Here is a 17047-nt window from a genome sequence, read left to right as displayed (position 1 = left end):
TCACAGCAGGTCCAGCGGCGTCCCGTACTCCGGGACCACCACGCGCGTGCCGGGCGAGAGTCGGCCGATCCGCTCGGTGAGGTCGCGCATCCGGCCCCGCGTGCGCTCGTCGGCGCGAGGCGGGTTGGCCAGGGGCGACTCGAAGTCGTCCCAGTGCACCAGGACGACCTGTCCGACGCTGTCCAGCGCCGCGAGGAGCCGGCCCGCGTAGTCGGCGGTGACGTCGGTGCTGGGCACGGGCAGCGCCACCGTGTCGACGCGCAGCCCGCGCAGCGACCGGTCGTCGTGGTCGCTGCCGCCGAGCAGCAGCACGGACCGGCCCTGCGGCGAGCGCAGCAGGTACGACAGGGTGTCGCCCTCCGGCAGGTCGGCGATCGTGCGGGGCCGCGCCGGGACCCGCGTGTGCACGCCGGGGAACAGGATCCCGCCGGACGCCGTGCGGCTGTGCAGGGAGGGCACCACGCGCAGCACCAGGTCGCCCAGGTGCATCTCCTCGCCGCCGCGCACCACCGCGAGCTGCTCCCGGGGCACGCCCAGGGCCAGCGCCAGGTGGTACCCGGTGAGGGTGGTGAACACCGTCGCACCGCGCGTGCGGGCCAGGTGGGGCACGTCGGCGAAGTGGTCCCAGTGGGTGTGCGTCACCAGGATCGAGTCGACGGCGCCCTGCGCCGTCCCGGCCGCGCCGAGGGCGGCGTCGAGCGCGGCGGCGTCGACCCGCAGCCGGGTGGTCGCGCGGAACGCCCCGGCCGCCAGGCCGGTGTCGAACCGCGTGACGTACGGGTCGAGCAGCACCGTGGTCGTGGGCGTGCGGATGCGCCAGCCGGAGGTGCCGAGCCAGGCGAACGTGGCGAAGCCGGTGGGGTTCGCGGCCCCGGACGGGCCGGCCGTGGTTCCCGGGCCGACGGCGGTGGCGGCTGCCGCCGGTGCCGTGCCCGGGACGGCGGTGCCGGCGAGACCGCCGAGCACGCCCAGGGCCGCCGTCCCGGCGCCGGTCATCAGGGTGCGGCGGCTGACGTGGCGGTGCGAGGTGGAGGGTGTCGTCATGCGGCACACCCTTCGCGAGGCCGCGGGCGAGAGTCAAAGAGTCTTGCCGACGTGACCCGAGTCGATCCTGATATGAGCCCCGTCTAGGCTCGGGCCGTGGACCTCCTGAAGCACCTGGGCTTCTTCGCGGCCGTCGCCGACGCCCGGCACTTCGGCAACGCCGCCGCCGACCTCGGCATGACCCAGCCGCCGCTGTCCCAGGGCATCCTCCGGCTGGAGCGGCACCTCGGCGTACGGCTCTTCGACCGCGACGCGCGCGGCGTCCGGATCACCGCCGCCGGGCGCCGGCTCCTGCCCGCCGCGCGCGAGCTGCTCGACGCCGCCGACGACCTCGTCGGCGCCGCGCGCGACCTCGCCCTGCCGGAGCAGGTCCGCCTCGGCATCGCCGCCGACCTGGAGGACGGCGTTCCCGGCCTGCTCCGGGCGCTCGCGGGCGACGCCGCCGTCGGCGGTGCTGCAGCTGATGTGCCCGGTGCGGCCGGCGCGGGCGGTGCTGGCGACGTGGGCGACGTGGCCGGCGCTCTGGTGCCCACGGTGGCGGGCAGCGTCGAGCTCGTCGACCTGCTGCGGGACGGCCTGCTCGACGTCGCCGTCGTGCGGCACCCGGGCGTGCTCGACGGGCTGACGGCGGGCCCGGTGCTCGTGCTGCCGACCCGGCTGGTGGCCGCGGAGGCGACGGCGGGTGGCCGCGCCGAGGCCGGCGCCGGCCTCGCGCACCTCCGGCTGCCTGTGGCCGTCCCGTCCCGGCATCACCAGCCGCCCGCGCACGACCAGCTCGTCGACGCGCTGCGCCGCGCCGGGCACAGCGGCGCGGTGACCGAGGCGCGGGACGCCGCACAGCGCCGGGCGCTGGTCGCGGCGGGTGCGGCGGCCGGGCTCGTGCCCGCCACCGCGGAGGCGCCCGGCGACCCGTCGTGCCCGCCGCTGCGGCTGCGGGTCGCCGTGCCGCACGCCGCGCAGCGCAGGCCTGAGGTGGACCACGACGCGGTCGCCGCGGCGATCGAGCGGACACTGGGTGCGGGACCGGTCCGATGACGTCCCCCGACGCGTCCGCCGTCGTCGCGACCCTGCGCGACGTCGCGCGCGACGCGGGCGTCACGGCGCGGGTGCACGCGACCCGCCTGACCGGCCCGCCCGGCACGGTCACCCTGGACGACGCCGAGCCCGTCGCGATCGCCTCGCTCTACAAGCTGCCGCTCGCGCTGGTCTGGGCGGATCTCGTGGCGGCGGGCGACCTCGCCGCGGACCAGCCCGTGCGCCTCACGGCGGGCTCCCGCATGCCCGGCCCCACGGGGGTGGCGATGCTGCTCGACGACGTGTCCCTGACCGCGCGCGACGCCGTGCGGCTGATGCTCGCGGTGTCCGACAACGCGTGCGGCGACGCCCTCCTGGCCCTGGTCGGCCGCACCCGCGTGCACGAGCACCTGGCGGAGCTGGACCTCCCGGCGACCCTGGTGCGGCAGGGCTCGGCGGAGGAGACGCGCGCCGTGCTGCGCGACACCGGCACCGCCGACTGGGTGGCCGCCCAGCGGGCGCTCGCCGACCCGGACCGGGCCGCGGAGACGTCGCAGTACGACCCGGCATACGCGAGCTCCGCGACGGCGGCGCAGGTCGGCGAGGTGCTGCGCCTCCTGTGGTCGCGCACCGGCCCGGACCACGACCTGGTGCGGGACGCCCTGGCCCGCCAGGCGTGGCGGCACCGGGTGGGCAGCGGGTTCCCGCACGACGACGTCGCGCTGCTCGGCAAGACCGGCACCCTCGGGCGGCTGCGGCACGAGGCCGCCGTCGTCCGGTTCCCGCACGAGCACCCCGTGGGCGTGGTGGTGCTGACCCGGGCCGCGCGGCCGGAGCGGCACCTGCCGCGGGTGGACGCCGCGATCGGCGAGCTGGCTCGGCTCGCCGTCGGGCCGCTGCGGCTGCCCGACGACGCCTGACCGCTCCGGGCGACCGGTGGCGCGCGGCCCGTGGCGTGCGGCCCGTGGTGCGCCCCGGCGTCAGCCCTCGGCGTCCTGGCGGCGCTCGTGGGTCAGGAGCGTGATCACCACGGCCACGACGACGCCGACCAGCGTGTCGACGGCGCGGTCGCTGACCAGACCGGCCACGGGGACGGGGTGCGCCAGGTGGGTCATGGACAGGGCGAGCGGCGTGATGAACAGCATCGCGACGGCGTAGTTGCGGCCCACGTACAGCTCGGCGCCGGCCTGCAGCAGCGCGGCGACCGCGATGACCACGAGCGGCGGCGGCCCCGCCGTCAGCAGCGCCCACGCGAGGAGCACGCCCACCAGGGTGCCCGCGAGCCGCTGCGCGGCACGCACGATCGCCCCGGAGGCGTCGGGGGCCGACATCGGCACCACGGCGGCGACCATCGCCCAGTACGGGTGCCCGACGGCGGTGGCGATCGCGCCCGCGACGGCCACGCCGGCGGCGTACCGCACGAGGTAGTGCGAGAGCGTCCACTCCGGGCCGGTGGCAGTACGGCCGGTGGCAGTACGGGCGGCGGCGCCGGCCGCGCCGGTGACGACGGCCGCCGGGCCCGGCTCGAACCGCGCGAAGGCCGCGGTCAGCGCGAGCGCGAACAGCACGGCGGCCACGGCTACGGCCAGGGCGACGACGAGGCTGCCCGCACCGGCGGGTACCGAGGAGCAGGCCCCCAGCGCGAAGACGGGGAACAGCGGCCCGGGCGGGTGCCAGCGCAGCCGGTGCGACACGATCGCCACGCCCGTGGCCCACAGCGCCGCGACGGGCACGACGACCCACCCGATGCCGGGGACGGCGGAGGCCAGGACGGCGATCAGCGTGCCGACCAGCACCGACGCGACCAGCACGGCCCCCGCCTGAACCTGCATGACCAGACGCGGCCGGATCGGCACGGTGCGGCCGAACAGGCTGGTGAACGCACCGAACGTCGCGTACAGGGACCACTCCAGGTGGCCCGTCGTCCAGAGCACCAGCATCGGCACGGCCACCGACGCGGCGGCCCGCAGCGCCACGGGCAGCTCCCCGCCGTACGGTCCCACGTGCAGCATCCGGCGCAGGTGGGGGAGCGGGGAGCGGGAGTTCATGACCTTTGCATCTTCCCACGCGAGCAGGTGGGGATAACCCACCGCGCAGCACGGAGGACAGCCGGTTGGTTCGCCGATCGTTCGCTGACCAGCATGGACGCATGACCGAAACCGCACCGCACACGTTGCTCACAGGCCGGTCGCTCCGGACGTCCGCGGCCGGCGCGTTCGCGCTCGCCGTCGCGGCGGGGATCGCCGAGGCCGTCGTCGCCGTCACCTCGATCGTGGCGCAGCAAGGGGCCGACGGCGCCCTGCTGGCGCAGGTGGGGCTGCGCGGCCTGATCTTCGCCGCGGCCCTGACCTGCGCCTGGCACCTGGCCCGCGGACGCCGCTGGGCGTGGTGGGCCCTCCTGCTCGGCCTCGGCGTGGTGGGCCTCGCCTCCATGCTGCTGCCCATGGCAGCGCTGCTGGCCGACGGTGCCTCCTGGTCCGCCGCCCTGGGCGGCGACACCTCGCTGGTCTTCCCCGTCGTCCGGGCGCTGCACGTGCTGTTCGTGCTGGCCGGGGTCACGCTGATGGTGCACCCGGCGGTCCGCGCGAGCCTGGGCACCGGCCCCACCCGCCGAGCGGGATGACCATGCACCTGCTGCCAGAACCGGGCAGGTCCTGGCAGCAGGTGCATGGTCGTCGCGGCAGTCACCGCGGTGTGTTCACCGGGGCATGGTCAGCCGGCCGGCGTCGCGTCCGGCACCGGAGCCGTCGCCACGTCGAAGACGTGCATGATGCCGCGGTCGGTCGAGGCGGGCAGCACCACGGCGTCGACCCTCTTGGCCGGGTCCAGCGTCACCGGGCGCGTCGCGAACACCCGGAACGTGTCCGTGCCGGCCGTGCCGTTGCGGTTGTTGCGGCCCTGCACCTCGACCAGCGTGGTGTTGCCCGCGCCGGGGCCCGCCGCCCAGTCCGTCAGCTCGACCTCGACCGGCTGGCGCGTGCCGTCCGTGTACTCGACGTACGCCGTGCCGCGCGCGGGGCCGTTCGTGGCCAGCCCGAGGAACGAGACCGCCGCCGCCGGGGCGTCGTCGAGCTCGACCCGCTGACCGGCGACGATCCAGTTGTCCGGCTCGCCCACCCCGGCGTCGGGCCAGGTGAAGGTGACGCCCGTGTCCGCGCCGTCGACGCGCAGGGGCAGGCGCGCCCCCGGCGCGGCGCCCGCCGCCGTCAGACCCTCGCGCGACAGCGACCAGTCGCTCAGGTCCATCGACCCCAGGTTGCCGCGGCCGTCGGGCGAGGTGCCCACGTTGTTCCGGCCGTTCATCCCCTCCGTGTACGACGGCGGGACGTCGTCCGCACCGGTGCCCCACGTCCCCGGCTCGTCCGACAGCGTGAACCGCAGCGTGCCGCCCTTGCGGGCGAACGACGCGTCGACGACGGACGCGGTCTGCGCGCGGCCGTTCACGCGCAGGCCGGTCGTGTACCGGCGCTCGCTGCTCGCGCCGGGAGCGACGATCTCGTAGTCCCGGCGGCTGTCGGCGGCGTCGATCGTGATGCGCTCCCACAGCGGGGCGCTGACCACCAGGTCCGCCGTGCCGTAGACCACGGGGTAGATGCCCAGGTTGGCCCAGACGTACCAGGCGCTCAGGCCGCCCTGGTCGTCGTTGCCGGGCAGGCCCGTCGGCGTCGTGTCGTACAGCTCGTCGACGGCGCGGTGCAGCACGTCCGTGGTCTTGTGCGGCTTGCCGAGCCAGGTGTAGACCCACGGGGAGCTGAAGGACGGCTCGTTGCTGAGGTAGTTGCCGGTCTGGGTGTACGCGCCGGCGTCGAGGTCCGCCATGAGCACGTCGAGCGCCTGCTCGGCGGCCTGGGCCCCGCCCCGTGCGGTGACGAGCGTGCCGACGTTGTGCGGCACCATCCAGCCGTACTGGTACCCGGTGGACTGGTTGAACTGGCCGCGGCCCGCCCCGTCGTCGCGGACGCGCAGGTCGAACGACCGGTCGAAGCCCGTGCGCTCGCGGGGCCGGATGTGCTTGGTCACCGGGTCGAACACGTTCTGCCAGGACTGGGCGCGGACCATGAGCGCGTCGTGGGCCTCGTCGTCGCCGAGGCGCTGCGCGAGCTGCGCGATGGCGAAGTCCTCGATCGAGTACTCCAGCACACGAGCCGTGGCGAAGTTGCCCTTGCGGTTCTCGATCATGCCCGTGGCGAGGTACTGGTACGCGTCCGGGCGGGTGCTCGCGGTGCCCGGCAGGGACTGGGTCTGAAGGAGCGAGGCCAGCGCGGCCTCACGGTCGTAGTCCGTGGCGCCGAAGTCGTCCATCGCGGCCAGCGCGATCGGCAGCGAGTCGGCCGCCATGCGGGCCTGCACCAGGTTGTAGGTCGGGCCGTCGTACCAGGTGCCGGTCTGCTGGGCCATCAGCACGATCGACTGCGCGATGTCCTCCGCGACCCTCGGGAAGGTCATCGCCAGGAGCTGGGCGTGGCCGCGGTAGAAGTCCCAGCCGGCGAAGTTCACGTAGAGGTGCCGGCCCTTCTCGACGCGACGCACCGTGCCGTCGTAGCCGACGTACTGCCCGTTGACGTCCTCGAAGACGTTCGGCTGCTGCAGCACGTGGTACAGCGCCGTGTAGAGCTTGGTGCGCTCGGCGTCGGTGTCGGTGCCCGCGTCGGGGCCGTCGCCGCCGTCCACCTCGATGGTGCCGAGCGCGTCGCGCCAGTCGTTCCGGGCGGCGGCGCGGACGGCGTCGAAGCTCTTGTCCCGCACCTCGGTGACGCGGTTGAGCGCCGCGTTCTCGACGCTCGTGTAGCTCAGGCCGATGCGGGCCGTCACGGTGCTGCCCGGCTCGAAGCCGAGGTAGGCGCCCGTGCCGTGCTTGGCCGTGGTGCCGGTCGCGTGGTCCTGGCCGGGCGTGACCGCGCCGTCGCCCCACACGCCGTGGGCCTTGATCGGGCGGTCGAACGTCGCCGAGAAGTGCACCGTGTAGTACGTGCCCTGGTTGCAGACGGCGCCCGCGGTGACCGTGCCGGTCACGGTGCGGCGCTGCGCGTCGACGGTGACCTCGCTGGCGCGGATCGAGTTGTTCGAGCCGGCGACGTCGAGCAGGAGGGTCGCACCGGCGGCGTCCTCGGGGAACTCGAAGCGGCTGACGGCGGTGCGCTGGGTCGCGGTGAGCTGCGTGGTCACGTCGTTGCCGGTGGTGACCTCGTAGAACCCGGGCTCGGCGCGCTCGTCGTCGTGGCTGAACGGGAGGTAGTAGTCCCGGATGCTCGCCGCCGGGTCCGTCGGCAGCCCGCCGTCGGGCAGAGCGCCCGTGAACGGCAGGACCGGGAAGTCGAAGCCGCCGTAGTTGCCCGTGCAGCCCGTACCCGAGAGCCGGGTCATGCCGAAGCCGCGGATGCGGTCGGCGGTGTACTCGTACCCGCCCTTCTCGCCGTTGCTGCCCTCGCGGTAGGTCGTGGGGCTGGACTGCACCAGGCCGAACGGCGCGGTCGCGCCCGGGAACGTGTTCCCGTAGGCGTCGTTGCTCTTGTTCTCCGTCGTGTCGAGCTCGGTGCCGATGAACTGGTCCACGGCGTCGAACGGGGAGAGCTCACGGGAGTGCGTGGTCGTCTGCTGGGCCTGCACGGCCGGTGCCTGCTCGGCCGCGGCGGGCTGGGCCGCGGCGGACAGCGTGGCGGCGGGGGTGAGCGCGAGGAGCGTCACCACCCCCGCCGCGAGGGCTGCCCGGGTGCCGGCGGGACGGGTGCCGACCGTCCGGGCGCCGGCGGGACGGGTGGGGCGCGGTGCTGGGCGCCACCTGGATGAGGACATGACTTGTTCCTGACGTGTCCGGGGAAGGGTCGGCTCAGTGTGTTGGCCGAGGTCTTCGTCCAGGTGAGCGCCGTACGGCCGCCGGGTGAACGGGCCGTGGCGGCCGGGGTACCCCGGGCGGCGGCCGCGCTGCCGCGGGTTGCGGCCCGGCTACCGCCGCAGGAAGTCGGTCACGGCCGCGAGGAACTCGTCCGGGGCCTCGTCGTGCACCATGTGGCCCACGCGGATCTCGACGAGCCGGCCGTGGGACACGCGCGAGGTGAACTCCGCGAGGTCCGCCTGGTCCACGTTGCTCGTGGGGCCGCCCGCGACGACGAGCACGGGCGCATCGATCCGCAGCGCGTCGTCCCACCAGGCCGGGTCGGGGTCGCTCCGCTGGGCGCGCAGCGCGTTGACGAGCGGCCAGTCGAACGGGACGGGGTGGTCCGGCTCGTCGAACGGCTCGAACCGCGGACCGCCGGGCCGCGGCGGGGTGGCGTCCTCGAGGACGAGCCGGGTGACGGGGGCCGGGGTCGGCTGGGCGGTGGCCGGTGCGGTGGCCGTCGCGGTGGCGTTCAGGGCGGTGGTGACCAGCGCCGCGGTGACGGCGCCCATCGAGTGCCCGACGATCGCGAGGCCGCCCGGTGCGGTCACGCCGAGCGCCGCGCAGAACGCGAGCGTGTCGGCCGTCATCAGCTCGTACGAGTACTGTCCGGGCCGGTCGCTGTCGCCGTGGCCCCGGGCGTCCGGGGCCAGGACGCGGTAGCCGAGCGCCGCGAGGTCGTCGAGCAAGGGCTCCCAGGACAGCGAGCTCTCGCCGAGGGCGTGCAGCAGGAGCAGCACGGGGGCGACGGGGTCGCCGGCCTCGCGGTAGGCGAGGCGCAGGGGAGCGTCGTCGGCCGGCGCGGTGCCGGTGGGCATGGTGCTGGTGGGCATGGTGCTGGTGGGCATGGTGCTGGTGGGCGCGACGTCGTCGTCGGGCCGGAGGGGTGCGTGCTGGATGTCGACGTGGTGGACCGGGTGCTGTGCTGCGGTGGTCATTGGCGCAAGTATGCCGAGCCGGGGACCGGCCGTTGACCAGCGGGAACAAGCGGCGGCGAAAATCCGCTGACCGCGTACGGGTCCGGCCGTTACGGTCGGGCGTCGCTGACGCACCGGACGGAGGTGAGACGCGTGAGCAGCAACAAGAAGAACCGCACCCGGCACAAGCACGCGCTCCCGGCCGAGGCCGTGCGGGAGCGCGCCGAGCACGCCCGCTCGGGCGCGGCCGGCGTGCATGTCGACCAGCGGGCCCGGGCCTACCGCACCGGCGCCACCAACCGCGTGGGCTCCCGCTCGGCACGAGTGCGCGCCGCGATCCGCGCCGACCAGCGCTGACCTGACGTACCCGGGCTGGACCGGACCGCACACGTGCCCGGCTCCGGCACTGCGATCCGAAGTGCGCTTCTGCCCAGTCATCGGGCACGAAACACAGCTGGTTCCGGGCCCGATGACTGGGCAGAAGCGCACCTCCGCACCCCGGGCCCCGCGCCCGGGCTCCCGCGCATTCAGCCGACGGCGGTCAGCGGGTACCGACGCCGGTCAGTGGTGGTGGTGCTCCGTCGTCGTCACCGGTGTCGCGCCCGGGCGGGTCCACTGGATCGCCGGGCGGCCGCCGGTCCAGCTGTTCCCGACGCCGTCCTCGTGGGTGCGCCAGAACCAGCCCGGCCCCTTGCCCTCCGGCCAGCCCTCGGGGGAGTCCTGCCACGACTCCAGCCGGCCGCGCGCCGTCATGTCGAGCAGCGCGAGTGCCGGCATGGTCGCCTCCGCCCCGCGCCCTGTGACGGAGTTGGTGAGGTAGACGCGGTCGCCCTGCCGCAGGAAGCACACCCAGGTGCCGAACTCGCCGCCGCCCAGCACATCCTCCGCAGTCTCCAGCACCGAGTACCAGTGCTCCGGGTACCCCATGAACTCGACGAACGGCGCGAGCTCCGCGTACGGCGCCTTCGCGAGCACCGCGAACGAGACGCCCCGCGCGTTCAGGTACGCCGGGTTCTGCACCGCCCAGTAGGTCAGCGTGCAGCCCTCGCACTGGTTCTCGAACGGCTCGCCCGGGTGCCACATGTGCTTGTAGACGATCAGCTCCTCGCGGCCCTGGAACAGGTCCAGCAGCGTGGTGGGCCCGTCCCGTCCGACGACAACGGCGCCCGCGTCGACCTCCGTCATCGGCAGCCGGCGCCGCGCCGCCGCGATCGCGTCGCCCTCGTGCGTGTGCGCCTTCTCCCGCACCAGCAGCTCGTCGCGCGCGGCCTGCCAGGCCGCGCGGTCGACGACGGGCGGCGCCGCAGGACTGGCGGCCTCGTCGGGCTGGGGGTGCTGCTCGGAGTGGTGCTCATGTGTCGTGGTCATGTGCTCTCCTGGGTCGACGGGTTGCTCGGCGTGCGGGACGACGCCTTCTCCACGTACCGACGACCGGCCACGCCGAAGCTCATCGGCCGGGCATCCATGAGGACGACGAACGGGCCCCGCCGAGCACGACACCCGCCGACCACGACACCCTGTCGAGTACGACACCCGCCGACCACGACACCTGCCGAGCACGACACCTGCCGAGCACGACCGTGCCCGGAACCACCCCCGCCGACAGCTGAGTCCGGGAGTCGGCGGGTCACCGGCTACCGGAGGCGCTGTCCGCTGGTTCCGACCGTCTCGCGCCCCGACGTCGGCACCTTCCTGGGCGGTCGGCAGTCTGCATCGAGGTCGGCACAGGCCTGTGCCGACCTCGATGCAGACTGCCGACTTTGTGCGGCAAACTGCCGACGCCGGAGGAACTGCCGACCTCGGAGCTGGCTGCCCACGTCGGAGGAAACTGCCCACGTCGGAGGGAACTGCCGACGCCGGCGACGGCTCGGCTTACCGCAGCGCCGCCGAGACGATCTCCAGGGCCTCGGCCCGGCTGATGCCCAGGGCGCGGGTCGTCTCCGCGTACTGCGCCGCGGCGTCCTGGGCCAGGGCGAGGCGCTGGTTGCCGGCCGCGCTGACGAATGTCCCGGCACGACCGCGGGTCTCGACGAGCCCGGCCGCCTCCAGCTCGCGGTACGCGCGGGCCACGGTGTTCACGGCGATCCCGAGGTCGGCGGCCAGGGCCCGGACGGTCGGGAGCCGGGCGCCGACGGGCAGCGTCCGGTCCGCCATCTGCTGGGCGAGCGAGGTGCGCACCTGCTCGTACGGCGGGACGGAGGACTCGGCGTCGATGCTGATCACGCTCGCCACAGTACAAGCGCGACCCGCGCCGGACCGGCCAGGACGCGCCCCACAAGCCGCCCCCACACGCCGCCCCACGCGACGAGGCCACGCCCGCCACGCCCGCCATGCCGGCCCGAGCGCAGCCAGCCGGCTCACGCCCACGCCCCTCACACCACGCAGAGCTCGTTTCCCTCCGGGTCGCGCACCGTGACGTGGTCCAGGCCCGCCGGCCCGGGGACCTCCCACGCGATCGTGCCGCCTGCCGCGACCAGCTCGGCGACCTTGGCGCGGATGCGCTCCTCGCGCACCTGGGGCTTGACGTCGCGTCCGCCCGAGACCTGCAGGTCCACGTGCACGCGGTTCTTGACCGTCTTGGGCTCGGGCACCCTGAGGAACGACACGGACGGCAGCCGGCCCTCGGGGTCGGCGAGGTAGGCGACGTCGTGCCACTCCTCCTCGGGCACGCCCTGGGCGGCCAGCCAGTCCTCCCACGAGCCCCAGCCCGCGGGCGGCGGCCGCTCGCCGTACCCGAGCGCGAGCATCCAGAACGGGGCGACGGCGCGGACGTCGGCGCAGTCGATCGTGAGGGACCAGGCGGTGGTCATACCTGCACGCTAAGGGGTCGCCTCGCCTGCCGCACGGTGGTAGACATGACCGACATATACGGAACATGGCGCGAGGGGGAACCGTGGCTGAGACGTACGAGATCAAGGGTGAGGGCGGCGTCGTGCTGGAGGTGCTCGGGCCGGACGACGAGCCGCAGGGCGAGGTGACCGAGCCCTGGACGGCTCCGGAACCGACCGAGCCGCTCGAGACCCCCGAACCCACCACGACCCCCGAACCGGCCGAGCCGACCGTCGAGCCCACCGCCACGGTGAGCATCGCGACCCGCGCGTCCTGGGGCGCCCGCTACCCCGACGGGGACCTGACGCTGACCGGCCCCGCCGTCGAGGTGTGGGTGCACCACTCGGTCACCGCGCAGCTCTCGCCCGGCGCGAGCGTGGCCGCCGAGGCGGAGCAGATGCGCGCGCTGGAGAGCGTGGGCCAGACCCGGTTCGGCACCGGTATCTCGTACAACGTGGTGATCTTCCCCTCCGGCCGGGCCTACCAGGGCGTGAGCTGGAACCGCCGCGGCACCCATACCGGCGGGCGCAACAGCACCTCCCGGTCCATCTGCTTCGCCGGCAACTACGAGACCAACAACCCCACCGCCGCCCAGATCTCCACGGCCGCGGCCATCTACGGCTACGGCAAGGGCCGCTGGTGGACCCAGGGCGCGCCGCTCGGCGGCCACCGCGACGTCTCGCAGACCGCCTGCCCCGGGCGCAACCTCTATGCCCGGCTCGACGACATCCGCGCCGGCGAGGGGTCCACCCCGCCCAGCCCGGGGGACCCCGGCGGCCTGACCGTCGACGGCTTCTGGGGCTCGTCCACCACCCGCCGCCTCCAGCAGGAGCTCGGCACCACGGTCGACGGCGTCGTCTCGTCCCAGAGCGTCGCCTGGCGCGACGTCAACCCGGGCCTGACCACCGGCTGGCGCTGGGTCTCCGACGCCCAGGGCTCCCGCGTCATCGCCGCCCTGCAGCGCAAGATCGGCATGCCCGCGGACCAGCGCGACGGCAAGATCGGCCCGCAGACCATCCGCGCCCTCCAGCGCTACCTCGGCACCCCGGTCGACGGCGTCGTCTCGCGTGAGTCCCGCGCGGTCATGGCCCTGCAGCGGCGCCTCAACCAGGGCCGCGTCTGACGGCGCCGGGTCCGGCCCGGCCCCGTCCGACGGCGGCCGGTCCGGCTCGGCACCGCAGGTCACCGACCCCGCCCGCCTGATCGCGGCTAGTCTCGCGTCCATGACCGACGCCGCCCAGCGCCCCGCACCCGACCAGCCCGCCGCCCGCCCTGCGCCCGACCCGATCCCGCTCGGCACCGCACCCCGGCCCGCCGCCGGCGTCGACCTGGAGGCCCGGATCCGCGCGACGCTCGCGGACGAGGTCGGCGGCCAGGCCGTGGGGCTGGACCGCGCGACGGTCACCGCGCAGCTCGACGGCGCGGACATCGCCTCCGCCGTCATCGACCTGTCGGGCGTCGTCGTCCGCCTGCCGGAGGCCCCGGCGCAGCCCGCCCAGCCCGGCCACCCCGCCCAGCCCGGCTACCCCGCCCAGCCCGCGTCCGCCGCGAAGCGCTGGCACCCCGAGGTGGTCCGCCGCGAGCCCGGCACGCTGCGCCACCTGCGCGTGGACGCGCACCAGCTCGTCGCGGTGGACCTGCCCGTGGACATCACCGCGGAGCTCACGAACCTGCGGTTCGACTGGGTCGAGGGCTCCGACGGCCGCGTCGGCATCCAGCCCGTCGAGCCCAGCGCCGACCACCCGGTCTCCGGCCACGCCCGGATCGCGGTCGACAAGGCGGGCCTGGTCGCGACGGCCCGCGGGGTGCTCACCGTCGTGCTGCTGCAGCAGGGCATCACGCTGACCGGCCTGGACCTCGACGTGGTCTCGCGGGGGCCGCGCGCGGCGACGCTCCGGGTGGACGCCGCGATCAAGAAGGGGGTGTTCCTCTCGGCGCGGGTGCAGGCCACGGCGTCGGTCAGCATCGACGAGAACATGGTGCTCGCCGTGCGCGACGTGCAGCTCGGCAGCGGCAACCCGCTGGTCGCCGCGCTGCTGGGGACGATCCGCGGCAAGGTCGAGGCCGCCACCAGCCGGGACGTCGACCTCGCCGAGAAGCTGCCCGACGGCGTCCGCCTGGCCGACGTCCGCCTGGACGTGGGCCGCGAGATCGTGGTCAGCGCCCGCCTCGCGTAACCACGCCGACGCCGTCGCGCGGCCCCGGCCGAGGTAGTTTGGGCGCATGTCCGTCAGCGCGCAGACCGGTTCGTCCACCAGGCCCGGGAGCACCACCGGCACACGCGGTGGCTACGCCAAGGGCCGCGCGACGCAGCAGGAGATCATCCGCACGGCGATCCTCGTGTTCGCCGACGTCGGCTTCCACGGCGCGTCCCTGCGCGACATCGCGGCCCGGGTGGGCATCTCCCACCCGGGCCTGCTGCACCACTTCCCCAACAAGGCCGCCCTGCTGGAGGCCGTGCTGGAGTACCGCGACGCCGTGGACGAGCAGTCCTTCCAGGAGGACGTCGAGCGCGGCTCCGACTACTTCGAGGCCCTGCTGAACCTCGTGGAGCGCAACCGGCTGCGCCGTCCGCTCGTCGAGCTGTTCGCCGGGCTGTCCACGGAGGCGACCTCGCCGGACCACCCGGCGCACGAGTACTTCCGGCGCCGGTACGCGCGCGTGCTGGGCGAGCAGTCCCAGCTCCTCCGGGAGCGGGCCGCACGGGGCGGCCTCGCTCCCGGGGTGGACCCGGACCAGGCGGCGCGCACGGTGGTGGCGCTCATGGACGGTCTCCAGATCCAGTGGCTCTTCTCCCTGGAACGGCCGGGCGCTGAGCGGGTCGACATGGCCGCCGACCTGCGCGGCTACCTGAACCTGATCCTGCGCTGACCGCGCCCGGCGTGCGCCGGGCGCTCAGCCGTTGGCCTCCGCCAGCAGCGCCGTCAGGCCGTCCCGGTCGAACCCGCCCATGCCGAAGTCGGCCACGACGGTCAGTGGCATGTCGCCGATCATCCCGAGCATGTCCTCGGCCACGGCGCCGCCGTGCACGAGCGCCTGGATGCGCGGCCCGACGACGGGGTGCGCCATCGCCTCGGCCACCGTGGACAGCGGTTCAAGCGGCAGGCGCACGTCCTCGCCGTCGACGACGACGGTGACCGAGCCGCGCAGGTCGCGCGACGACGCGCCCACGGAGACGACGAACTCGCCGCCCTCGACCACCCAGCGGCGCAGCACGGGGTGCCAGTAGGCCAGGTCGCGGCCCGTGAGGTCGAACGTGAGCTCGCGCGACTCGCCCGGCGCGAGGTCGACCTTGGCGAACGCCTTGAGCTCGCGCTCCGGCCGCTGCACCTGGGACTCCGGGTCGCCGACGTACACCTGCACCACCTCGGCGCCCGGCCGGTCACCCGTGTTGGCGACGGTCACGCGCACGCGGACCGCGGCGGCGTCCGACCCGGTCTCGTCCGCCGCGGACGCCGGGCGCAGCACCTCGGCGGCCACGCCGTCGTAGGCGAACGTGGTGTACGACAGGCCGTGGCCGAACGGGTAGGCGACGTCCGCCTGCCGCGCGTCGTACCAGCGGTAGCCCACCAGCAGACCCTCGCCGTAGCGCACGTGCCCCAGCTCGCCGGGGAAGTTGCCGTAGGACGGGTTGTCCGCCAGCCGCAGCGGGATCGTCTCGGCCAGGCGCCCGGCCGGGTTCAGCGCCCCGAGCAGCACGTCGACGACGGCGGAGCCGCCGGCCTGGCCGCCCAGCCAGCCCTCGACCACGGCGGGAGCGAGGTGCCGCCAGGACGCGACCGAGACGGCCGAGCCGTTCGCCAGCACCACCACGACCCGGGCGTTGACCGCGGCGACGGCCTCCAGCAGCGCGACCTGCGCGGCGGGCAGGTCCATGTGCGCGCGGTCGAAGCCCTCCGACTCGTAGGAGGCGGGCAGCCCCAGGAACACCAGCACGGTCCCGGCGGCGCGGGCCACCTCGACGGCCTCGGCCAGCAGGGCCGCCGCGTCCGTGCCGGAGCCGGCGTCCGCGCCGTCGACCGTGTACCCGGCGGCGAACGGCACCTCGGTGCCCGTCGCGGTGCGCAGCGCGGACAGCGCGTCGTCGAGCCGCGTGGGGTTGACCTGCGAGGACCCGGCGCCCTGGTAGCGCGGCGTGCGGGCCAGCTCGCCGACCACGGCGACGCCGTCGGCCGAGGCGAGAGGCAGCAGCGGGGCCTCGTCCACCGGGTCGTTCTTCAGGAGCACGGTGCCCGCGGCCGCGGCCTCACGTGCCAGGGTGTGGTGGGCGTCGACGTCGAAGCCCTCGGCCCCTGAGCCGGCGCGAGCGGCGGCCGCGGCGTCCAGAGCGGGCAGTGCGCGCGCCACCATCCGCAGCACGCGGCGCGCCGCGACGTCGACCACGGCCTCGTCGAGCTCGCCGGCGCGCACCGCGGCGACCACCTCGGCGTCGGTCCGGCCGCCCGAGGCGGGCATCTCCAGGTCGAGCCCGGCGGCGACGGCGGCGACACGGTCGCGCACCGCGCCCCAGTCGGACACGACGAGTCCTTCGAAGCCCCACTCGTCGCGCAGCACCTCGGTGAGCAGCCAGTGGTTCTGCGACGCGTAGACGTCGTTGATCTTGTTGTACGAGCACATCACGGTCCACGGCTGCGCCCGCTTGACCACGCGCTCGAACCCGGGCAGGTAGATCTCGCGCAGGGTGCGCTCGTCCACGTCGGCCGAGACGCGCATGCGGTCGGCCTCCTGGTTGTTGGCCGCGAAGTGCTTGAGCGAGGTGCCGACGCCCTGGGACTGGATGCCGGCCACGAGCGCGGTGCCGAGCTCGCCTGAGATCACCGGGTCCTCGGACAGGTACTCGAAGTTGCGCCCGTTCAGCGGCGAGCGCTTGATGTTGATGCCGGGGCCCAGCAGCACGGCGACGTCGTTGGCGCGGGTCTCGCGGCCCAGCGCCTCGCCGACCCGGCGCAGCAGCGCGGGATCCCACGTGGAGCCGAGGGTGGCCGCGGGCGGGAAGCAGGTGGCGGGCACGGAGGTCCCGAGCCCCAGGTGGTCGGGCGTCTCGGCCTGCTTGCGCAGCCCGTGCGGGCCGTCGGTGACCATGACGCCGGGTACGGCCACGCCGTCCCGGTCGACCGGCTGCGTGGTCCAGAAGTCCAGGCCCGACAGGAGCGACGCCTTCTCCTCGAGCGTGAGGGCGGCGAGCGCGCGTTCGACGTCGAACGCGCGGCCGGCCGTCGTGGCCGTGTCCTGCCCTGTAGCGCCCGATCCTGCGGCTGCCGGCGCCTCGGTGGTCTCCTCGATGGTCATGTGTGCACTCCTTGGGCTGGGCTGTTGCGCTGCAAACCTACCGGGTGGTAGAAATTCAAAAACTACCACCTGGTAGGCC

15 protein-coding genes are annotated in these 17047 nt (G+C 74.9%); 7 read left to right on the top strand and 8 right to left on the bottom strand.

What is annotated here, in order from left to right; genetic code table 11:
* Positions 1-1044 (bottom strand): MBL fold metallo-hydrolase, encoded by a 1044-nt coding sequence (locus ACZ7LE_RS21360; protein ID WP_470405246.1) that lies wholly within the window; start codon positions 1042-1044, stop codon positions 1-3.
* Between the two features lie 96 nt (positions 1045-1140).
* Here ACZ7LE_RS21360 and ACZ7LE_RS21355 point away from each other — a divergent pair, with 96 nt between their 5' ends.
* Together ACZ7LE_RS21355 and ACZ7LE_RS21350 are read left to right on the top strand one after the other, a co-directional pair.
* The gene (locus ACZ7LE_RS21355) at positions 1141-2079 is read left to right on the top strand and encodes a LysR family transcriptional regulator (RefSeq protein WP_470405245.1); all 939 of its coding nucleotides are present in this window, start codon (positions 1141-1143) and stop codon (positions 2077-2079) included.
* Positions 2076-2978 carry a serine hydrolase gene (locus ACZ7LE_RS21350; protein ID WP_470405244.1) on the top strand — a complete coding sequence of 301 codons (903 nt, stop codon included), beginning with the start codon at positions 2076-2078 and terminating at the stop codon, positions 2976-2978. Before ACZ7LE_RS21355 ends, ACZ7LE_RS21350 begins: the two co-directional genes overlap by 4 nt.
* Before the next feature lie 60 nt (positions 2979-3038).
* On the opposite strand, the gene ACZ7LE_RS21345 is transcribed toward ACZ7LE_RS21350, so the two are convergent.
* Complete coding sequence (locus tag ACZ7LE_RS21345; protein ID WP_470405243.1) at positions 3039-4106, bottom strand: FUSC family protein; 1068 nt, start codon at positions 4104-4106, stop codon at positions 3039-3041.
* 101 nt (positions 4107-4207) lie between these two features.
* Here ACZ7LE_RS21345 and ACZ7LE_RS21340 point away from each other — a divergent pair, with 101 nt between their 5' ends.
* Positions 4208-4681 carry a hypothetical protein gene (locus tag ACZ7LE_RS21340; protein WP_470405242.1) on the top strand — a complete coding sequence of 158 codons (474 nt, stop codon included), beginning with the start codon at positions 4208-4210 and terminating at the stop codon, positions 4679-4681.
* Positions 4682-4770: 89 nt separating this feature from the next.
* On the opposite strand, the gene ACZ7LE_RS21335 is transcribed toward ACZ7LE_RS21340, so the two are convergent.
* Together ACZ7LE_RS21335 and ACZ7LE_RS21330 are read right to left on the bottom strand one after the other, a co-directional pair.
* Positions 4771-7851 carry a GH92 family glycosyl hydrolase gene (locus ACZ7LE_RS21335; protein ID WP_470405241.1) on the bottom strand — a complete coding sequence of 1027 codons (3081 nt, stop codon included), beginning with the start codon at positions 7849-7851 and terminating at the stop codon, positions 4771-4773.
* A 150-nt stretch (positions 7852-8001) separates the two neighbouring features.
* Positions 8002-8871, bottom strand: a complete 870-nt coding sequence (locus ACZ7LE_RS21330) for an alpha/beta fold hydrolase (protein ID WP_470405240.1) — start codon at positions 8869-8871, stop codon at positions 8002-8004.
* Positions 8872-9003: 132 nt separating this feature from the next.
* Between ACZ7LE_RS21330 and ACZ7LE_RS21325 the strand changes: the two genes are divergently transcribed.
* Positions 9004-9207: a hypothetical protein gene (locus tag ACZ7LE_RS21325; protein ID WP_470405239.1), complete on the top strand. Its 204-nt coding sequence runs from the start codon at positions 9004-9006 to the stop codon at positions 9205-9207.
* A 204-nt stretch (positions 9208-9411) separates the two neighbouring features.
* Here the strand turns inward: ACZ7LE_RS21325 and ACZ7LE_RS21320 are convergent, their stop codons facing one another.
* From ACZ7LE_RS21320 to ACZ7LE_RS21310, 3 genes are all read right to left on the bottom strand, one after another.
* Positions 9412-10218 carry a DUF899 family protein gene (locus tag ACZ7LE_RS21320; RefSeq protein ID WP_470405238.1) on the bottom strand — a complete coding sequence of 269 codons (807 nt, stop codon included), beginning with the start codon at positions 10216-10218 and terminating at the stop codon, positions 9412-9414.
* 504 nt (positions 10219-10722) lie between these two features.
* A complete protein-coding gene (locus ACZ7LE_RS21315) occupies positions 10723-11082 on the bottom strand; it encodes a GntR family transcriptional regulator (RefSeq protein ID WP_397395507.1) in 360 nt (119 codons plus the stop codon).
* A gap of 140 nt (positions 11083-11222) precedes the next feature.
* A complete protein-coding gene (locus ACZ7LE_RS21310; RefSeq protein ID WP_470405237.1) occupies positions 11223-11660 on the bottom strand; it encodes a VOC family protein in 438 nt (145 codons plus the stop codon).
* Between the two features lie 83 nt (positions 11661-11743).
* Here ACZ7LE_RS21310 and ACZ7LE_RS21305 point away from each other — a divergent pair, with 83 nt between their 5' ends.
* The 3 genes from ACZ7LE_RS21305 to ACZ7LE_RS21295 all read left to right on the top strand — a co-directional run bounded on the left by ACZ7LE_RS21305 (position 11744) and on the right by ACZ7LE_RS21295 (position 14550).
* Positions 11744-12802 (top strand): peptidoglycan recognition protein family protein, encoded by a 1059-nt coding sequence (locus ACZ7LE_RS21305; protein WP_470405236.1) that lies wholly within the window; start codon positions 11744-11746, stop codon positions 12800-12802.
* A gap of 100 nt (positions 12803-12902) precedes the next feature.
* Complete coding sequence (locus ACZ7LE_RS21300; RefSeq protein ID WP_470405235.1) at positions 12903-13856, top strand: hypothetical protein; 954 nt, start codon at positions 12903-12905, stop codon at positions 13854-13856.
* A gap of 46 nt (positions 13857-13902) precedes the next feature.
* Complete coding sequence (locus ACZ7LE_RS21295) at positions 13903-14550, top strand: TetR/AcrR family transcriptional regulator (RefSeq protein WP_470405234.1); 648 nt, start codon at positions 13903-13905, stop codon at positions 14548-14550.
* Positions 14551-14574: 24 nt separating this feature from the next.
* Here ACZ7LE_RS21295 and ACZ7LE_RS21290 read toward each other — a convergent pair whose 3' ends face one another.
* The gene (locus tag ACZ7LE_RS21290) at positions 14575-16968 is read right to left on the bottom strand and encodes a glycoside hydrolase family 3 C-terminal domain-containing protein (RefSeq protein WP_470405233.1); all 2394 of its coding nucleotides are present in this window, start codon (positions 16966-16968) and stop codon (positions 14575-14577) included.
* Between the last annotated feature and the right edge of the window lie 79 nt (positions 16969-17047).

Source organism: Promicromonospora sp. NPDC110617 (genome assembly GCF_055598465.1).
The sequence above is the reverse complement of the archived record's forward strand: the minus strand, read 5'-3'. Positions and strand labels throughout refer to the sequence as shown.

Excerpts from the sequence above, each read along its gene's own strand:
- ACZ7LE_RS21360 (WP_470405246.1), bottom strand. The coding sequence starts at position 1,044 with ATGACGACACCCTCCACCTCGCACCGCCACGTCAGCCGCCGCACCCTG.
- ACZ7LE_RS21350 (WP_470405244.1), top strand. The coding sequence starts at position 2,076 with ATGACGTCCCCCGACGCGTCCGCCGTCGTCGCGACCCTGCGCGACGTC.
- ACZ7LE_RS21345 (WP_470405243.1), bottom strand. The coding sequence starts at position 4,106 with ATGAACTCCCGCTCCCCGCTCCCCCACCTGCGCCGGATGCTGCACGTG.
- ACZ7LE_RS21340 (WP_470405242.1), top strand. The coding sequence starts at position 4,208 with ATGACCGAAACCGCACCGCACACGTTGCTCACAGGCCGGTCGCTCCGG.
- ACZ7LE_RS21335 (WP_470405241.1), bottom strand. The coding sequence starts at position 7,851 with ATGTCCTCATCCAGGTGGCGCCCAGCACCGCGCCCCACCCGTCCCGCC.
- ACZ7LE_RS21330 (WP_470405240.1), bottom strand. The coding sequence starts at position 8,871 with ATGACCACCGCAGCACAGCACCCGGTCCACCACGTCGACATCCAGCAC.
- ACZ7LE_RS21320 (WP_470405238.1), bottom strand. The coding sequence starts at position 10,218 with ATGACCACGACACATGAGCACCACTCCGAGCAGCACCCCCAGCCCGAC.
- ACZ7LE_RS21310 (WP_470405237.1), bottom strand. The coding sequence starts at position 11,660 with ATGACCACCGCCTGGTCCCTCACGATCGACTGCGCCGACGTCCGCGCC.
- ACZ7LE_RS21300 (WP_470405235.1), top strand. The coding sequence starts at position 12,903 with ATGACCGACGCCGCCCAGCGCCCCGCACCCGACCAGCCCGCCGCCCGC.
- ACZ7LE_RS21295 (WP_470405234.1), top strand. The coding sequence starts at position 13,903 with ATGTCCGTCAGCGCGCAGACCGGTTCGTCCACCAGGCCCGGGAGCACC.
- ACZ7LE_RS21290 (WP_470405233.1), bottom strand. The coding sequence starts at position 16,968 with ATGACCATCGAGGAGACCACCGAGGCGCCGGCAGCCGCAGGATCGGGC.